Origin of the sequence: Flavobacterium kayseriense (assembly GCF_014305095.1) — a bacterium.
GTDB classification, from domain to species: domain Bacteria; phylum Bacteroidota; class Bacteroidia; order Flavobacteriales; family Flavobacteriaceae; genus Flavobacterium; species Flavobacterium kayseriense.
Genome location: NZ_JACRUI010000001.1, coordinates 192676 through 210693 on the forward strand (window position 1 = coordinate 192676; position 18018 = coordinate 210693).

General features: G+C 33.8%; 12 protein-coding genes and 1 tRNA gene. 7 read left to right on the forward strand and 6 right to left on the reverse strand.

What is annotated here, in order from left to right:
- Window position 1: 1 nt before the first annotated feature.
- The 4 genes from H8R22_RS00780 to H8R22_RS00795 all read right to left on the reverse strand — a co-directional run bounded on the left by H8R22_RS00780 (window position 2) and on the right by H8R22_RS00795 (window position 8254).
- Window positions 2-1651: a RagB/SusD family nutrient uptake outer membrane protein gene (locus H8R22_RS00780; protein ID WP_187009419.1), complete on the reverse strand. Its 1650-nt coding sequence runs from the start codon at window positions 1649-1651 to the stop codon at window positions 2-4.
- Window positions 1652-1668: 17 nt separating this feature from the next.
- The gene (locus H8R22_RS00785) at window positions 1669-4704 is read right to left on the reverse strand and encodes a SusC/RagA family TonB-linked outer membrane protein (RefSeq protein WP_222616891.1); all 3036 of its coding nucleotides are present in this window, start codon (window positions 4702-4704) and stop codon (window positions 1669-1671) included.
- Between the two features lie 291 nt (window positions 4705-4995).
- Window positions 4996-7776 carry a helix-turn-helix and ligand-binding sensor domain-containing protein gene (locus H8R22_RS00790; RefSeq protein WP_187009418.1) on the reverse strand — a complete coding sequence of 927 codons (2781 nt, stop codon included), beginning with the start codon at window positions 7774-7776 and terminating at the stop codon, window positions 4996-4998.
- A 396-nt stretch (window positions 7777-8172) separates the two neighbouring features.
- Window positions 8173-8254 (reverse strand) — tRNA-Leu (locus tag H8R22_RS00795).
- Between the two features lie 111 nt (window positions 8255-8365).
- Between H8R22_RS00795 and H8R22_RS00800 the strand changes: the two genes are divergently transcribed.
- The gene (locus H8R22_RS00800) at window positions 8366-9754 is read left to right on the forward strand and encodes a dipeptidase (protein ID WP_187009417.1); all 1389 of its coding nucleotides are present in this window, start codon (window positions 8366-8368) and stop codon (window positions 9752-9754) included.
- Window positions 9755-9916: 162 nt separating this feature from the next.
- Here H8R22_RS00800 and H8R22_RS00805 read toward each other — a convergent pair whose 3' ends face one another.
- Window positions 9917-10492, reverse strand: coding sequence for a hypothetical protein (locus tag H8R22_RS00805; RefSeq protein WP_187009416.1), 576 nt, complete (start codon window positions 10490-10492; stop codon window positions 9917-9919).
- Between the two features lie 231 nt (window positions 10493-10723).
- On the opposite strand from H8R22_RS00805, the gene H8R22_RS00810 reads away from it, so the two are divergent.
- From H8R22_RS00810 to H8R22_RS00820, 3 genes are read left to right on the forward strand one after another with little or no spacing between them, the layout of a single operon-like run.
- On the forward strand, window positions 10724-11146 hold the full coding sequence (locus H8R22_RS00810; RefSeq protein ID WP_187009415.1) for a toxin-antitoxin system YwqK family antitoxin: 423 nt from the start codon (window positions 10724-10726) through the stop codon (window positions 11144-11146).
- Window positions 11147-11164: 18 nt separating this feature from the next.
- Window positions 11165-11539: a BlaI/MecI/CopY family transcriptional regulator gene (locus tag H8R22_RS00815; protein WP_187009414.1), complete on the forward strand. Its 375-nt coding sequence runs from the start codon at window positions 11165-11167 to the stop codon at window positions 11537-11539.
- Complete coding sequence (locus H8R22_RS00820) at window positions 11536-12999, forward strand: M56 family metallopeptidase (protein WP_187009413.1); 1464 nt, start codon at window positions 11536-11538, stop codon at window positions 12997-12999. Before H8R22_RS00815 ends, H8R22_RS00820 begins: the two co-directional genes overlap by 4 nt.
- 70 nt (window positions 13000-13069) lie before the next feature.
- Here H8R22_RS00820 and H8R22_RS00825 read toward each other — a convergent pair whose 3' ends face one another.
- Window positions 13070-14428, reverse strand: a complete 1359-nt coding sequence (locus H8R22_RS00825) for a saccharopine dehydrogenase family protein (protein ID WP_187009412.1) — start codon at window positions 14426-14428, stop codon at window positions 13070-13072.
- A gap of 158 nt (window positions 14429-14586) precedes the next feature.
- Between H8R22_RS00825 and H8R22_RS00830 the strand changes: the two genes are divergently transcribed.
- The 3 genes from H8R22_RS00830 (at window position 14587) to H8R22_RS00840 (ending at window position 17945) form a co-directional block, all read left to right on the forward strand.
- Window positions 14587-14973: a DUF423 domain-containing protein gene (locus tag H8R22_RS00830; protein ID WP_187009411.1), complete on the forward strand. Its 387-nt coding sequence runs from the start codon at window positions 14587-14589 to the stop codon at window positions 14971-14973.
- A 79-nt stretch (window positions 14974-15052) separates the two neighbouring features.
- A complete protein-coding gene (pckA, locus tag H8R22_RS00835; RefSeq protein WP_187009410.1) occupies window positions 15053-16654 on the forward strand; it encodes a phosphoenolpyruvate carboxykinase (ATP) in 1602 nt (533 codons plus the stop codon).
- Between the two features lie 190 nt (window positions 16655-16844).
- Window positions 16845-17945, forward strand: coding sequence for a DUF4407 domain-containing protein (locus H8R22_RS00840; RefSeq protein WP_187009409.1), 1101 nt, complete (start codon window positions 16845-16847; stop codon window positions 17943-17945).
- Window positions 17946-18018: the final 73 nt, after the last annotated feature.

Consider the following 18018-nt stretch of genomic DNA (forward strand, 5'->3'; position numbering starts at 1 on the left):
ATTAATATCCATTATTTTGAGGATATCCTGGACCAAGTAAGTCCATTTGACTTTTAGGAATTACCCAATTAACCATCCAAGTTTGCATATTACGTCTAGCATCATTTGCAAAGGTAAAAGGATCTGCAGCTGTGTTAGCGTGAGTGCCTGAATTTTGAAGTCCTAGGTCTCCAGCTTTTCCGTAGCCTGCGTGATTAACAATGTAAGCGTACAATTTTCCAGTTCTCTTTAACATGTACCAGCGACGACCTTCAAATGCTAATTCTCTAGCTTGTTCGTCAAGAATATCTTCAATTGTTATTACATTGGTCAATGCAGGAGTATTAGCCCTTGTTCGCACCTTATTTAAATTAATTAAAGCAGCAGGATTATTACCTAATCGCATATTTGCTTCTGCAGCATACAGGTAAGTTTCTGCTAATCTTGCCATCATAATATTTTTAACTTGTGTATCTTCTGTAGGAATGCCATCATCAGGGAAATACTTTCTACAACCCGCATTTTGACGAATGAAAAAACCATTTCTACTTGCTACATCACCAAATTCTTTCCATGGGGCTGATGGGTTATTTCTAATTATAGATCCTAGTGTTTGACCAGCCGGTAAAGTTGCCGGATCATTATAAACATAATCCTTAATATAGTATGTTCCTTTAATACGAGTATCATTAGGACTTTGTGCTAATAGATCACGAACATAATTATTCATTGTCAACCAACCAAAACCACGACCAGCCTGCTCAATTGTGTACTTCGAACCTGGTGTTTGTTCTGCATAATTTGGCATAAGATTAAAATTCACCTTATTTGCATTTCCATTTACTGCTTTTTTGAACTGTAATACCCATAAGGCTTCTTTAGTATTCATGTCCCCTTTAAAAACCAAATCAGTACCGGTATTTAGAGCGTGTGTTGCTACCTGCGCAATAACCGTTTCAGACTGTGTCTTGGCCTCTAACCAATCACTTTGCCACAGAGCGACCTCAGCTTTTAGATGTCTAGCTGCACCCTGCCCAACCTTTCCAGCTGTAACATTCCACTGTAAATTAGCAATTGCAAAAGTTAAATCCTCTTTCACTAATTTATAAATATCCGCTTCTGGTGTTTTATCTTTTATTATAGTTAAAGCATTCTCTGGAGTAGTAGGCTCCGTGGTAACATAAATATTATTAAATAATTTGAATAGTGTAAACACGGAGTTAGCTCGAAAAAATTTAGCCTCAGCTATAATTTGATTTCTTCTTGCATCAGGCATATCAACCGAGGCTGCTGCTTTGATCAGTGCATTTGAACGGTCTAAAATTCTATAGTACAAATTCCAGTATGTCCCATGTACTCCACTATTAGTTGGGAATCGACCACTATTAATTTTTCCATAATTAGATATTTCGCCTCCTCGAGGAACCGTCAAATCATCTTTAGCATCAATTACAATAGGATCTGAACCGTTATTTGTTCCACTTTCCCAAAAAGATCTTTGAATATTATATAACCCAACAACTCCCGTTTCTAGACCCTCAGGTGTGTTGTAGACAAATTCAGCAGTAAAACCAGATGTTGGCTCTTCCTTTAAGTATTCTGTACAGGAATTCAACAAAAATAAAGCAGTAAGAAAAAAACTCCATTTAATATAAAGATTATTATTTTTCATGATATAATATTTAAAAATTAAAGTCCTAAGTTAAATCCAACAGTTAAAGACTTAGTGTCTGGAAAATCATTTGGATTATTCTCTGGGCTATATGATTTATAGTCAGTTATGGTAACTAAATTTGTGGCAGTAAAATATAACTTTAAGTTATTAAGATGTAGCTTATCTAATACTGATTTAGAAAAATTATATCCTAATGATAACGTTCTTAATCTGAGATATGACGCATCTGCAACGGCCAACGTTCCAATGTTTGCTGGTGCACTAGCGTAACTAGGACGAGGGAATGTTGTCGAATTATTTTCAGGTGTCCAATAATCAACTTTAATACCATTTCTCACAGATTGCAAAGTCCCACCCTGATTAAAACTTGATAGATATGGATTGTTTTTTGTAGCTCCTTCTACAATATAAACATCCGCAAACAATTCAAAATTTTTAAAGTTCAAAGTGCTAGAAACTGAAGCATACCATTTAGGATCGGTATTAATAATGACATTATCTTCATCATTTACAATACCATCTTCGTTAACATCTTTTAAGCGAATAGAGCCTGCTCTTAAAAGCGTAAGGTTTGCATTAGTAGTACTACCCGGTTTGGCTTGTGGTGAAGCGGCCGCTTCTGCATCTGTTTGGAAAATACCATCAAAAACTAATGTTCTAATATTATTTATTGAGTATCCTATGTAACGACCTCTGGACTGATCATCCTTCGCATTTCCATCAATATCAACAATACCAGATTTAATTAATTCATTTTTATTTTTTGTAAACGCGGTAGTTATATTCCAATTTAAATTTTTACTTCGGATAATATTTCCATTTAAAAATATTTCGAAACCACTGTTTTTAGATTCCCCTCCATTAGTAATAGTAGAACTAAAACCAGATGTACCTCCAAGTGAAATATCCGTTAACAAATCTGTAGTACGAGTGTTATAGTATTCTACAGAACCTGTAATTCTACTATTAAAAAAACCGAAGTCAATTCCCAAATTTGCAGTGGTTGATGTTTCCCAAGTTAAGTTCGGATTAGGTAGCACTGTGCCTGGTAAGGCACCTCCAACTATAACTCCTCCAAAAATATATGGATAATTAGTAACGACTCCAAGTGTTGTGTAGGGATCTAAAGATTGATTTCCTACGGAACCATATCCTAGCCTAAGTTTTAACTGATCAATTGATTTACTGTCCTTCAAGAATGATTCTTTATGTATTTGCCAAGCAGCAGCTACAGCGGGGAAAAATCCCCATTTTCTATTTTCAGAAAACACAGAAGATCCATCACGACGTGCAGTTAATGTAAGTAGGTATTTATCCATTAAGTTGTACCTAGCTCTACCCAAAAAGGATGAAATTCGTTTCTGCTCTTCATCGCGGATTACTTTAAAATTTAAAGCAGTTGTTATACCATCATAACCTAAAATATTATTACCAAATCCCGTTCCATTTGAGTTTGTTCTTGATCTATTTATTTGATTAACGGACTGTACCGCTGTAAAATCAAATTTATGATTTTCTCCTATTTGAGTTTTATAGTTCAGAATGTTTTCAATTAAATGTTCCTCTCTTAGAGTGCTTGCTACGTCAGCAATTCCTCCAAGGGCAACTCCTCGCGAGTGAATCGTAGATATATAACTTCCTTCATCAACAAATCTCCTACTAAGTAACGTATTTAATTTATAAGAAAAATTTGAAGTAAATTTATGATTAGCAACAAAATTTATATTATAATAATCGTTTTTAGCCTCTGTCTTCGACTCTCTAATATCCCATAAAGGGTTAACCGTTGAGCTACTCGCATTAGCACCCGCAAGCAATTTTACTAAGTTACCATCGGCATCATAAGGCCCAGTGAATGGCGAAATTGTAATAAAATCTAAATTTGAAGATTCTCTTTGTTGCCTATCCGAAGCTACATTTATATTAGCTTCAATACTTGTTTTATCATTTAACTTTTGTTCAATATTCAAACGAAAAGTACCTCGACTATAATTTGAAGACGGCACTAGACCAGATTGGTCAAAATAGTTAAAACTGGTGAAAATTTTTGTTTTATCAGTTCCACCTGAAATACTTAAACTATTACTATTGATGAATGCCGTTTTTAAAACAGTTTTCTCCCAATCTGTATAATTTCCAGCTATATAATTTATATACTCAGGAGTTGTAGCACCGTTGAAGTTTAAATCATCACTGAGATAGGTTTGCGAAGGTGTATTATCAGTTCTTTTTGCCTCTCTTCTTAATTGAGCAAATTCTTCAGCATTATACATGTCAAAGTTTTTTGTTAATCTTTGACTAGTAGTATAGGAATTGAAATTTATATTCATTTTACCCTCTTTCCCTTTTTTGGTTGTAACAAGCACCACACCATTGGATGCTCTAGCTCCATAGATAGCTTGTGCTGAGGCATCTTTCAGTACTTCTATTGAAGCAATATCATCCGGATTAATATCATTGATGTTCTCTATTGGAAAGCCGTCTAAAACAATAAGCGGATCATTACCACCTCTAATTGAATTTCTACCTCTAATCAAAATATTAGAAGAGCCACCCGGTCTTGCTGAACCTAAAGTCACTTGCACTCCCGCCGCTTTACCTCTTAACATTTCAGAAATATTTGTAGTAGGAATAGCTATTGCTTTCTCCACGTCAATTTTCGAGACCGCCCCTGTTACGTCGCTCTTCTTTTGTGTTCCATAACCCACTACTACAACTTCAGTTAATGTATTTGTATCCTCCAGTAGCAATACACTTAATGAATTAGAGGTCGCTAACACTTCTTTGCTTTGAAATCCCATGTAAGAAATAGACAAAACATTCTGAGTACCTGTTATAGATAATGTAAACTTACCATCTAAATCTGTAGATGTACCATTAGTTGTGCCTTTAACCATAACTGATGCTCCTGGCAATGGTTTGTTATCACTAGCTGAAAAAACCGTTCCCGACACTTTTCTTTGAGTTTGAGCCAACATTAAAGGGGCAAACATCAGAAAAATTAAAGGAAGTAGAATTTTTGATTTTAAATAAATTGGTTTTAGTTTCATATAAAAATGGTTTGAATGGTTTCTAAACATAGATATCAACTTCGGATAAATGTATGCCTCATCCTTGTGACGATGTAAACTTAAGATCAAAAAATGAAGATTTCGTAAAAATAAGCACGACAAAAAACGAACATCGCATTTTATTTAGTAAAAAATATGATAAATAACTGAAAAGCCTTTAAAACATTATAGCACAAAACTAATCGGCATAACTAATAGCCAGATCTAATAATGTTCATTTATCTTCCCTGTAGTGGTAATGTCGTGGTAAATTTAGTGTTTGTAGTGTCTTTAGAAATTTAAAATATAGGTCACAAGACCATTGTCATGATCTAATCCTAATTTCTTTCTTAATCTGTAACGTTTTGTTTCAACACTCTTTATAGATATATTTAGCAACGGAGCTATCTCTTTTGATGACAAATTTAGTCTTAGATAGGCACAAAAACGCAAATCGTTTGGCGATAGATCTGGATGAGATTGCTTTATCTTATCCAAGAAGCCCTTGTCTGCATTATTAAAAGCTTTTTCAAAAAATGACCAATCTTGGCTATCATTTAAGTTATTGTCAATAAGTTTCAAAGTGGCATCATTATCAGTACCTCTGTTGCGCTTTAATTCTTTCTGAATACTATTTAAAACTTCATTCTTTTTAATAATACTCATAGTAGAGATGGCAAGCTCCCTATTTTTACTTTCTATATCTTGATATAGTTGGTCGTTTTTTATTTTGGTAATTAATTGCTCATTTTCCAACTGTTTACGCTCATGAACTTTTTTGTAATGCTTTTTATAACTTTTATGGAGAATCAAAGAAAATCCTAAAACAATTAGTAGATAAAAGAATATTGCTATATTTGACAAAAACCATGGTCTAGCTATTCTAAATTGATAGTTTATAGTATTATTAGAGAGTTTATCACCCACCTTAGCTCTAATATTCAATGTGTAATCCCCAAAGGATAAGTTCTCAAATACAAGTTCAGATTTGGTATTCCATTCACTCCAATCGTTATAACGACCTTTAAGTCGAAATTGATATTTAACCTCCTTATATTTATCATAAATGGGGACACTGTAACTAAAAGTAATTGAATTATTTGAGTAATCAAAATCTCCTGACTTTTGCATATCAATCTTGATTTTCTCCTGATCAACACTATTTAATGTGACAGAATTTAATTCAATTTGATAAGTATTGCTTTGATTTATTCGAGAAATATCCAAAATTAAATAGCCATCTGTTATTCCTATAAGATAGTTATTGTTCTGGAGGTGAGAAATATTTTCATAGCCAACTTGCCCTTTTCTTAGAGAATATGAAATGGCAACTTTATTAATTTTTAAATCATTTGTTAAGTCGTTTAACTCAACATAGCTTATATTTTCCTTCGTAAAAACCCACAATTTTCCTGTTTCATCTACAACTAATTTTCCTGATGCATACGCGGACTGATCCACTAAGGAGCTAAGGACTTTATCTCTTACAAATTCATTTTTTACACTATCGAAACCTAAAATACCGCCTTTATTTGCATACAAAATCCTATTATTATATTTTATTAAACTAGAGTTTTTATCGAACGGAGTTTTAGAGTCAATCGATACATTTTTGACCATTGTTAAACCTTCATCTATCTTAAGTCTAAAAAGTCCTTTATAGCCATGACTAACCCACAATTCATTATTCTCTCCAATTTCAAAATAGCGGGCCGAGTTATCAAATCCTTTAATTTTATTTCGAATCTTCCAAATTCCATCCTCTTTTATAAGGACATTCAATCCATTATAATTTCCTTGTAATAAAATATCTTCTGTTTTTGAAACCGTTTTGAATTCCCAAGTACCTGGTATAGCCGATATTAAATTCGCTTTATCATTATTGATTACAAAGGTTCCTGAATGATGACCACATAACAAATCATCCTTATATTTAAACAAGCACCAAACTTGACCCGAAGTACCGTTTACAAATTTAAAAGAATCCTGAGTGAATGCCCTCTTATAGAACAATCCTTGGTTTGTACCTAAGTATAAAATATTGTTATGGACTATAGAGGCATAAATTGTCCCTATTTCCCCTTCATCGTCATTAAATACCCGTATTGGAGCTTTTAGATTAACACAATTAATACCGTTATCTAATCCTACCCAAACGTTATTGTCAACATCTTCAAATAACCCTAAAGCAGTATTATTACTTAATCCATTATTTCGATTGAGTTCAAGTTTTATATTACCATTTACATCTAAAAAAATAACACCATTTTTTATCGTTCCAATAACAAAGCTTTTGTCACGAAGCTGAATACTATTAAAAATATTCATTTTCCTTAAAATTTCATTTCCAGAAAAATTCCACGAGGTCAATTTACCTTCTATTAATTTATAAAAACCCGAGCTACGTGTCAAAACTAACAGTCCGTTCGTAATGTGGAACATGCCCACTATCTTATCGTTTTTAAAAACTGTATTATCAATTATTAATCTTGGCTGTCCTCCTTCGAATTTATATATACCCTCTCTTTCTACATGATAGTAGATAAAACCGTTGACATTAAATATTCTGGATATACCATTTTTAGAATTAATAATTTTAGTACTACCAGTCTTTGAGTTGTAAAAGTAAATTCTATTAAATGACTGAAACAAAATCCATTCATCATTAGTAACTATATTCCAAATATGCTCATCTTCAACCATTGGTTTCTTAAATTTAGAAACCACTGATTTATAATTTAAACCTCCAAATACATCTCTTTCCCAAAAACCAAATTCCATGTAGCATCCAGTATAAATCCGTTTTCCAACAGCTTTTACCGCTCTAATTATCGTATTATTTGGAGACCTATACATTTTCCACTTGGCTCCGTTGTACTCTAAAAGCCCCTCGTTATTCCCTACATAAATAGACTTATTAGATCCTTGAGAAATCATCCAGTTTTGGTTTTCTCCATTATAATCTATTGGAGTAAACTTTTGAATAGGAGGTAGCTCTTGACCTAGTATATTACTATTTATTAAAAGAAATAATAAACAACATAGTGGCGAGTAAAAAGAAAATGTTTTCATAAATAAAGCCTATTTTTATAAAATCGTTGCAAAGTACAAAATCAATAATCAAGAAAAACTTGATTTGAATTATTTTACAAAAGATATTGTTCTGTGAAAACGAGTCAAATAAAATGCGAACTACTATCTTATAATTGAGAGATTTTCTGAAAAAAAATAAATCTTGTTTTACCTGATGATATGGAATCAATATATACTTTATATTTTTTTTGAATCTAGCTATCTTTAAAAATACAATATAAGAGCTTCACTATTTTTATTCACAGGCATCAGCTCTAAACTTGTATAAAGTTATAGGACTTTTAGTAGACTTGGATCTAACTATAAGACTTTCAACCAAATTAAAATAAAAAACCCTTTAAACATTGATTTTCAATGATTAAAGGGTTTTTAAAGTGCGGATAATAGGACTCGAACCTACACGCCTTGCGGCACCAGATCCTAAGTCTGGCATGTCTACCAATTTCACCATATCCGCGTGCAATTGTGGGTGCAAATATAGTTATAAGTTTGAACTTTCAAAACATTTTTTTAAAAAAAATATAATTCTATTTTTCGTACTTTTGAATTTATAAAAATTAACTAATAAATGGAAAATATAAAGTCATACGTTCAAGAAAACAAAGACCGTTTCATCAACGAATTAATCGAATTATTAAAAATCCCATCAGTAAGTGCTGACAGTGCTTACTCTCAAGATGTAATCGACACTTCTGAGGCTGTTAAAGTAAGCCTTGAAAAAGCAGGCTGTGATTTTGTTGAAATATGTGAGACTGACGGATACCCAATTGTATACGGCGAAAAAATGATTGACCCAGCTTTGCCTACTGTCCTTGTTTACGGACATTATGATGTGCAACCTGCTGACCCAATTGAACTGTGGACCTCTCCTCCATTTGAACCGGTTATAAAAACAACTGATATTCATCCGGAAGGAGCGATTTTTGCTCGTGGTGCTTGTGACGACAAAGGCCAAATGTACATGCACGTAAAAGCTTTTGAATACATGATTCAAAACAACAACTTGCCCTGTAACGTAAAATTTATGATTGAAGGCGAGGAAGAGGTTGGAAGCGTTAACTTGAAAACCTTTGTTGAAAACAATACCGAAAAACTAAAGAATGATGTAATCTTGATCTCGGATACCGGAATGATCTCTAACCAGCAACCTTCTATCACAACAGGTTTACGTGGTTTGAGCTATGTTGAAGTAGAGGTTACAGGACCAAACCGCGATTTACACTCAGGTTTGTATGGAGGTGCTGTGGCGAACCCAATTAATATTTTGGCAAAAATGATCGCTTCACTTCATGATGAGAACAATCACATCACTATTCCTGGTTTCTATGATAATGTTGAAGAACTATCTACAGAGGAAAGAGCTGAAATGGCAAAAGCGCCCTTTAACTTAGAGAAATATAAGAACGCCCTAAAACTTAATGATGTTTATGGTGAAAAAGGATATACCACAAACGAAAGAAACTCAATTCGCCCTACGCTTGATGTGAACGGAATTTGGGGTGGATATACTGGTGAAGGTGCCAAAACAGTAATTGCTAGTCAGGCTTTCGCCAAAATATCAATGCGATTGGTCCCTAATCAAGATTGGGAACAAATCACAGAATTGTTCACAAAACACTTCATGAGCATTGCTCCTGCTGGTGTTACTGTAAAAGTAAAACCACATCACGGAGGCCAAGGATACGTTACTCCTATTGACAGCATTGGCTACCAAGCGGCAAACATGGCGTATACGGAAACTTTTGGAGTTCCTGCAATTCCTGTTCGCTCTGGAGGAAGTATTCCTATTGTAGCCCTTTTCGAAAAAGAATTAAAAAGTAAAACGATATTAATGGGCTTTGGTTTAGATAGTGATGCGATACATTCTCCAAACGAGCATTTTGGAGTATTTAACTACTTGAAAGGAATCGAAACCATACCGTTGTTCTATAAATATTTTGTAGAGTTGAGCAAATAATTTTAAGTTACCCAATACATAATCCGTTCAGAAATGAGCGGATTTTTTTGTGCATTTTGAGGAAATCACACTTTAGCTTACCTAAAAAGCCATTGTACCTATTCTTATGTTATGACACAAAAAAGCAAAAAAAAATCTCCAACATAAGTTGGAGATTATATATCAAAGCTTTAATTTTTCTAATTTTTGCTGCGCTGATCTAAGATCCTCTTCTAATTTACTAACTTTCAATTCTTGTTTAGAAATCTTCAAGTTTTCTTTTTGAACCTCAACATCTGACAGTTTGCCCCTTGAAATCGATTTATCTAATTTGGTCTTCATTTTATCCAACTGCTTTTCGGCCTTGTCAATTTTATCGTTGATTTTGGCAACAGATTGATCAGCTTTGTCGATTCTCTTAGCTTCTTTTTCAGCTTGTTTGATTGCTTTCTCTCTAGCTTTTATAGCATTTTCTCTAGCTCTTTGCTCCTTTTGCTTCGCTTTCTCTGCTCTTTTAAGACTTTTCTCTGCTCTATATTGTTCTCTCTGAGCGCTTTTCCTGTCTTTCTCAGCTTGCTTTAAAGCTTTCTCTGCTATTGCTTGCTCCTTTAAGGCTTCTTTATTAATTATTTCCTGCGAAAGTGGCGCTTGTACAGGAACTACTGCAAGCGAGTCTTTAACCACAGGCTTTGTCTCCTGAGCAAAACCAAATTGCATTCCTAGAAATGCAAAAACAAGCATTATTAATTTAGTTTTCATATTATTTCTATTAAAATTATTGATACTACAAATTTAACAATAATTAAGCCATTATAAGCAGCAACGCCACTATTAATAGCTTGTCACCTGCCATATAGTAGTAGCAGAAAAACAAACTCATAGTTCTAACTATCCCAAAATCAATGAATCGCACTCAAAGTTTGTGGAATAAAATTTGTAAATACAAAATATATCTCTACATTTGTAGAGCAACCTCTTGTTTTGTAGAATATGAAAAAGCAGCTTTTTTTAATTTGTTTCTTATTGTTTGCTATTGTTTCCTGCAAGCCTAAACTAACGAATCAAAAAGTAAACAAAAAAAGAGAAGGGCTTTGGACAGAAAAATATTCGTTAGATAGTTCGTATTACAAATCGATCGGACAGTACAAAAATGACGAGCCCATTAAAAAATGGCGTTACTATTTAAATGGAAAAATTATTAAAAAAGAAAAATACAAAGCTAGTTTCTGTAAAACCAAATTATACCATGAGAATGGCACGTTACAGTCCAGAGGGAATACAGTTTTAGATACTAGCGGTAAATATCCACATTGGTATTATGATGGGCAATGGAAAACTTATAACAAGAAAGGCAAGCTAATATCTAGGCGAACGTATCGTGAGGGACAATTACTGACTGAAAAAATACAATAAAAATTAAAATAATAAATTATGCAACAATTAACTAACGCTGAAGAACAAGTTATGGAGCACCTTTGGAAGCTAGAGAAAGCGTTTATGAAAGACCTTCTTGAGGTTTTCCCTGAACCTAAACCTAAGACTACCACAGTTGCCACTTTGCTTAAAAGAATGATTGATAAAGATTTTGTTGCTTACACCGAGTTTGGAAATTCTAGAGAATATTATCCGTTAGTAAAAAAGAACGACTATTTCTCGAAACACGTGAATGGATTAATCAAGAATTTTTTCAACGACTCCGCTTCACAATTTGCCTCCTTCTTTACGAATGAAACCAACTTGTCAGCAAAGGAATTAGAAGAGCTTAGAAAAATAGTAGACAGTGCCATTTTAAAAAAGAAAAAATGATAGACTTTATAATCAAATCAACCGCATCCTTAGCCATTTTATTGTCTTGCTATCACTTACTGTTAGAAAACGAAAAAATGCATCAGTTCAATAGGTTCTTCCTCTTGTTTGGTTTGTTGTTTTCATTACTAATTCCGTTTTTTACTATTGAGATTATCAAAGAAATCCCTACAGCAACTACACAAAACACATTTCAGTTTGTAGAAACACCCATTACTGCAGTAAAAGAGTCTACTAACTATTGGCTTTGGTTTTTATCTTCAGTATATAGTCTAGTGACAATTTTTCTATTAATTAGATTTGTTAAAAATGGTTTACAGTTACATAAAAGAACCAAATCGAATGAATCAATCACTTTTAACAATGCTAAATTAGTTTTGTTACCAAATCCTACGTTGCCTTATACTTTTTTGAATACCATATTTGTTTACAAAGACGATTACAATAACCGAAAAATTGAAAATGAGTTGTACACACATGAACTCATACATGTTACTCAAAAACACACTTTAGACATCTTATTGATAGAAACCCTCAAAGTTGTTTTTTGGTTCAACCCTGTACTCTATTTTTATAAAAAAGCCATCCAACTCAACCATGAATTTCTTGCGGATGAGAAAGTAGTGCAAGCACATAACAATGTTCCGTTTTATCAAAACCTTTTAATAAGTAAGGCAAACGCGAACCCAACCTATTACTTGGCCAGTAATTTGAATTATTCAGTAACCAAAAAAAGATTAATTATGATGACAAAAAACACCTCAACCACGCGAGGCCTTATCAAAAAAGGACTTCTAATCCCTGTTTTAACAGCAATCGTGTTTTCGTTTTGCACTAAAGTCGTAGCGCAAGAAAGAGCGACAACAAAAGAGAATGCTACCAAAAAACCACTTTCTATTTTTGAAAACTACTACCAAAAAACCATTTTTGAAATTAAAGACGAAAGTGGAAAAGTAGTTGCAACTAAAAAATACTCAGAGCTCACTCCAAAAGAGAAACATATTGTTCCTCCTGTTATCCTAGAAAAAAACGAAACATTTACCACTGAAAACTTCGATAAAGCCCTCTCTAAAGGCGGACCGGCTAAGTTTGTAGTAGATCCCTTTGATAAAAAAAATATCAAAGTAAAAAGCGCGGATGAAAACGCCGTTTATAATAATGCCGAAATAACTGAGAAGCCTGAATTCCAAGGAGGAATGGAGCTTTTTTATAAATTTGTAGGTGAAAATTTTAGAGCTCCAGAAAAAGAAGGGCTAAAAGGAAAAGTTTACATTACTTTTATTGTTGAGAAAGATGGTTCAATTAATGATGTTAAATCATTAAGAGACATTGGTTATGGAACTGGAGAAGAAGCTATAAGGGTAATGAATATTTGTCCAAAATGGACTCCCGGAAAAATTAATGGTGAGCCTGTTCGAACCTTGTATAGTTTGCCTATCACAATACACACCGCAGGCTAGTAATTAGTAAAAACAACAAATCCGCTGCACTACAAGCGGATTTGTTTAACTAAAAGTAAACTAAAAAAACTCAATCTGGCTTATAACCAAAGTATGGCATCGATTGCTCTTTAAATACAACGCCATATTCTTCTAACTCCTTTAATATTGGCAAATACACTTCTTTTGTAATAGGAAGTTGTACGCCAGGAGTTTTAATTTTTCCATTCAATATTTGTAAAGCAGCTATTGCAACAGGCAGTCCAACTGTTTTTGCCATCGCAGTATAGGTTTGATCGTCACCTAGGCAGACCATCTTAGAATCTATTTGTTTCTTCTCCCCATTTAGTTCGTATCCAAATTTATGATACATTACAATCATGTCTTTATCATTCACTTGTAAAGTCCATTTATCATTCAATATCTTTTCTAGCATTTGAGCGGGCGTAGCATTTTTAAGTCCGATAATTTTATCTTTATTAAACAAATCCAGTTCTAATAATTTATCCCACATGATATCATCTTGATCAATTTTTAAAATCAATCTTGTTTTTATTTCTACAGAATCTGTTGGGTGATAGGGCAAAAATGAATTTACAAAATCACGATAGCTCATCGTATCAGAGTTCTCCATAACATAACTATCATCGGTCATCCCCAATTGCACAAACATATTCCACGCTTTAGAAAATCCAACTTTACGAATCGTTCCTCGATATAAAGTAAGGACATTATCTAATCCATAAACAGATCGGTATTTCAAAGAATCTCTATTAGAATACGCTTCAAAACGACCATAACCTTCGACATCCAGAAACTCTGTTCTTCTAAATAAATTACAATAGGGAATGTATTTATAGGTACCTTCTTGAATGAATTTTGCTGCACCTCCTTGACCTGCTAGAACCACATTACGCGGAGCCCAGGTAAATTTATAATTCCAAAGATTCGTATCTGATTCTGGAGCGACCAACCCACCACAAAAAGATTCGAACAACAGCATTTTCCCGCCTTTTGATCGTATATCATCAATAACCTTCATCGCACTCATATGATCGATTCCTGGATCAAGTCCTATCTCGTTCATAAAAACCAAATTATTTTCTTTTGCAGCAGCATCGAGCTCTTGCATAGCATCACTGATATAAGATGCGGTCACTAAACTCTTTTTATATACAATGCAGTCTCTAGCTACCTCGATATGCAAATGCGCTGGCAACATACTAATTACGATATCTGCTTTACTAATTGCAGTGGCTCTTTGTTCATTATCAAAAATATCTAAAGCAATTGCACTAGCATTAGCGTGCCCGTCTGTCTTCTTTTCGGCTAATGCCAAAGACAAATCTCCAATTACTATTTGAATCTTTTCAACATCTGACTTCTTTAGTAGATATCGAATTAACGAAGACGCAGATCTCCCTGCACCGATAATTAAAATTTGCCTCATAATTATGGATTATAACACAAACATACAAAATTGTTGTATTTATAACAATATTCTTTTCGCCAAACATTGTCAAATCTTTAACTACTATAAAGCCAATCCCTTTTGCCAAATTGTATTAATTTTGTCTTTCATAAACTTTATTGAAAAGAAAAGCATTCATGACTAAAAAATTAATTACTACCGCTTCTATTTTAGGTGCAATCGCAATAATACTCGGAGCTTTTGGAGCTCATGCGTTAAAAAAAGTACTCTCTCCCGAACAGTTAATCACTTTTGAAACGGGAGTGCGCTATCAAATGTATCATGCTTTATTTTTGCTATTTATTAGTGCACATACCATACTTTCAGACAAATTAAAAAAAGTGATCCTAACCTTAGTACAGGTAGGTGTTTTGTTCTTTTCAGGATCTATTTATTTATTAGCAACTAATGATTTAACTCCTTTTGATTTTAAAACTATCGGATTCATAACTCCTATTGGTGGAGCCTTATTAATAGCTGCTTGGGGCGTACTAATATATCAAAATTGGATAAAAAAGTTATAAAAATAAAAAATTCAAATCGTATCTAAAATATAATATCTACTTTTGCAACTAATAAATTAAACCACTCAATCATAATTTTATGAATAATAACACACCGTTTACGAAATCGATTTCGCTAACTGACTTAGGAATCGAAAACGCAAAGATTCATTACCAATTATCGGCCAGCGAATTACAATCAAAAACCGTTGCATTAGGACAAGGTGTAGAAAATTCTACAGGTGCACTAGCAATCAACACGGGAGAGTTTACAGGACGCTCGCCACAAGACAGATTTATTGTAAAAGATACCATTACTGAAGATAAAGTATGGTGGGGAAAAGTTAACATCCCGTTTGAGCCTGCCGCATTTGAGGCGTTATACAAAAAAGTAGCAACATATTTAAGTAATAAAGAAATTTATGTAAGGGACTCCTACGTATGTGCTGATCCTAACTACCGTTTAAATGTAAGAGTAGTTACAGAAACACCTTGGGCTAACTTGTTTTGTTACAACATGTTTCTAAGACCATCTGATAGCGAACTTGAAAACTTTACTCCAGAATGGACGGTAATGTGTGTACCTAGTTTCATGGCAGACCCAGCCGTTGATGGCACTCGTCAAGCTAATTTTGCTATTTTAGATTTTACTAAAAAAGTAGCATTGATTGGTGGTACTGGTTATACAGGCGAAATGAAAAAAGGAATTTTTTCTGCTTTGAATTTTATACTTCCAGTAGATAAAAATACGTTACCAATGCACTGTAGTGCAAATGTAGGCGATGATGGCGATACAGCTATTTTCTTTGGCCTATCAGGTACTGGCAAAACTACACTATCTGCTGACCCAAAAAGAAAACTGATAGGAGATGACGAACACGGATGGACTAACGAAAATACCGTTTTTAACTTTGAAGGTGGTTGTTATGCCAAAGTAATCAACCTTTCTGAAGAAAACGAACCAGATATCTTTAGAGCAATCAAAAAAGGAGCAATATTAGAAAATGTGATTTTTAAGGAAGGTACTAATGAGGTAGACTTTGAAGATGTTTCTATTACCCCAAATACTAGAGTAAGCTATCCTATTGACCACATTGATAATATTCAACCAGGATCTATCGGTAAAAACCCAAAAAATATATTTTTTCTAACTGCTGACTCATTTGGTATTTTACCTCCTATTTCGAGATTAACTCCTGGACAAGCAGCTTACCATTTTATCTCAGGGTATACTGCTAAAGTAGCAGGAACAGAAGCAGGAGTGACAGAACCACAACCTAATTTCTCAGCTTGTTTTGGCGCGCCATTTATGCCATTACACCCTACAAAATATGCTGAGATGTTAAGTAAAAAAATACAAGACGCAGGAGTGAAAGTTTGGTTAATCAACACAGGTTGGACTGGTGGTGCTTATGGTACTGGTAGTCGTATGAAGTTAAAATATACCCGCTCAATGATTACAGCTGCTCTAAACGGAGAACTTGATAACGTAGCTTACAGAAACCATGTTGTATTTGGTATCGCTATTCCACAAGAATGTCCTAATGTTCCAAGCGAAATCTTGAATCCAAGAAACACTTGGGAAGACAAAGATCTTTATGACGAAAAAGCGGTGGAGTTAGGAAAAAAATTCAAAGACAATTTTGCTAAATTCGAAGAATTTGCGAATGCTGAAATTATGGCTGGGGCACCTAACGCATAAGTTAATTATAATTCAAATTCAAAAAAGAGCTGTTCCTAAGGAATGGCTCTTTTTTATTTACCCTAATTGCTAACTAAAAAGAAAACAATACATTACAACAATATTAATTATTTGGCGTTAAATTTGCAATGTCGTTTAGTTGCCTAATTAGTGCAAACGAAAATCAAATCATCAGTCAAATCAAGCCATCATGTTAAAACAATTTTTCATTCTTTGTTCAGGAGCAGACAAAGATATTTTAGAGAACTGCTCAGAAGGTGAGCAAACCAAATTTGTAGGCATTGGGGCTACCGTATTCTTTACCGCTGTAATGGCATTTGTAGCCAGCGCCTATGCTCTATTTACTGTTTTTGATAGTCCGTATCCCGCCGTTGCATTTGGATTAGTCTGGAGCTTACTAATCTTTAACCTAGATCGTTTTATTGTTTCTACCATTCGAAAACGAGACAAGAAAACTAATGAATTTCTGCAAGCTACTCCTCGAATCATCTTAGCAGTAATAATTGCTATCGTAATTTCTAAACCACTGGAAATTAAAATTTTTGAAAAAGAAATCAATACCGTTCTATTGAAAGAAAAAAATGCAATGGCACTAGCTAATAAAAAAGAAGTAGCTACCTTTTTTAAATCTGATTTAGACAAAAACAAAACGGATGTCGCTGCCTTGAAAGCAGAAATCACCAATAAAGAAAAAGAGGTAAATACCTTATATGAAACCTACATCACAGAAGCAGAGGGAACTGCTGGCACTAAAAAATTAGGCAGAGGCCCCGTATTTAAAGAGAAAATTGCCAAACACGATTTGGCAAAAAAAGAATTAGATAGCCTACAAAAGAATAATTTAGCTAAAATTGCTGATTTAGATAAAACGGCAGCAAGTTTACAAACTGATTTAGATAAAAAAGTCAGTGAAACCCAACCTATCATTGATGGATTCGATGGTTTAATGGCTCGTATAAACGCTTTGAATAAATTACCATGGGCGCCTTCCTTTTTTATCATGCTTTTATTTCTAGCGATCGAAACATCGCCAATAATAGCCAAGTTGCTTTCGCCTAAGGGTGAGTATGATTTTAAGTTAGAAGACCTAGAAACCGCTTTAAAAGCGACGATAGAGCAAGACAAATATCAACGTGAATTACTAGTAAAAACTAGTGCTCGAATGCACGATAAAGTATATCAAGATATTGCAGACGATAAAAAACTGTACGATTTGCAACGACAAAAAGCAACAGAACTCCTAGAATTACAAGCTACTAATTTTGTAGAAAAACAAAAAAGAACAATGTAATACAAGGTGTTCAAAATAAAAAAAGTCTTAAAGTTAGAACTGAAATTCTAACTTTAAGACTTTTTTTCCGATT

Excerpts from the sequence above, each read along its gene's own strand:
- H8R22_RS00820 (WP_187009413.1), top strand. The coding sequence starts at position 11,536 with ATGATAGACTTTATAATCAAATCAACCGCATCCTTAGCCATTTTATTG.
- H8R22_RS00790 (WP_187009418.1), bottom strand. The coding sequence starts at position 7,776 with ATGAAAACATTTTCTTTTTACTCGCCACTATGTTGTTTATTATTTCTT.
- H8R22_RS00800 (WP_187009417.1), top strand. The coding sequence starts at position 8,366 with ATGGAAAATATAAAGTCATACGTTCAAGAAAACAAAGACCGTTTCATC.
- H8R22_RS00780 (WP_187009419.1), bottom strand. The coding sequence starts at position 1,651 with ATGAAAAATAATAATCTTTATATTAAATGGAGTTTTTTTCTTACTGCT.
- H8R22_RS00805 (WP_187009416.1), bottom strand. The coding sequence starts at position 10,492 with ATGAAAACTAAATTAATAATGCTTGTTTTTGCATTTCTAGGAATGCAA.
- H8R22_RS00830 (WP_187009411.1), top strand. The coding sequence starts at position 14,587 with ATGACTAAAAAATTAATTACTACCGCTTCTATTTTAGGTGCAATCGCA.
- H8R22_RS00815 (WP_187009414.1), top strand. The coding sequence starts at position 11,165 with ATGCAACAATTAACTAACGCTGAAGAACAAGTTATGGAGCACCTTTGG.
- pckA (WP_187009410.1), top strand. The coding sequence starts at position 15,053 with ATGAATAATAACACACCGTTTACGAAATCGATTTCGCTAACTGACTTA.
- H8R22_RS00825 (WP_187009412.1), bottom strand. The coding sequence starts at position 14,428 with ATGAGGCAAATTTTAATTATCGGTGCAGGGAGATCTGCGTCTTCGTTA.
- H8R22_RS00810 (WP_187009415.1), top strand. The coding sequence starts at position 10,724 with ATGAAAAAGCAGCTTTTTTTAATTTGTTTCTTATTGTTTGCTATTGTT.
- H8R22_RS00785 (WP_222616891.1), bottom strand. The coding sequence starts at position 4,704 with ATGAAACTAAAACCAATTTATTTAAAATCAAAAATTCTACTTCCTTTA.
- H8R22_RS00840 (WP_187009409.1), top strand. The coding sequence starts at position 16,845 with ATGTTAAAACAATTTTTCATTCTTTGTTCAGGAGCAGACAAAGATATT.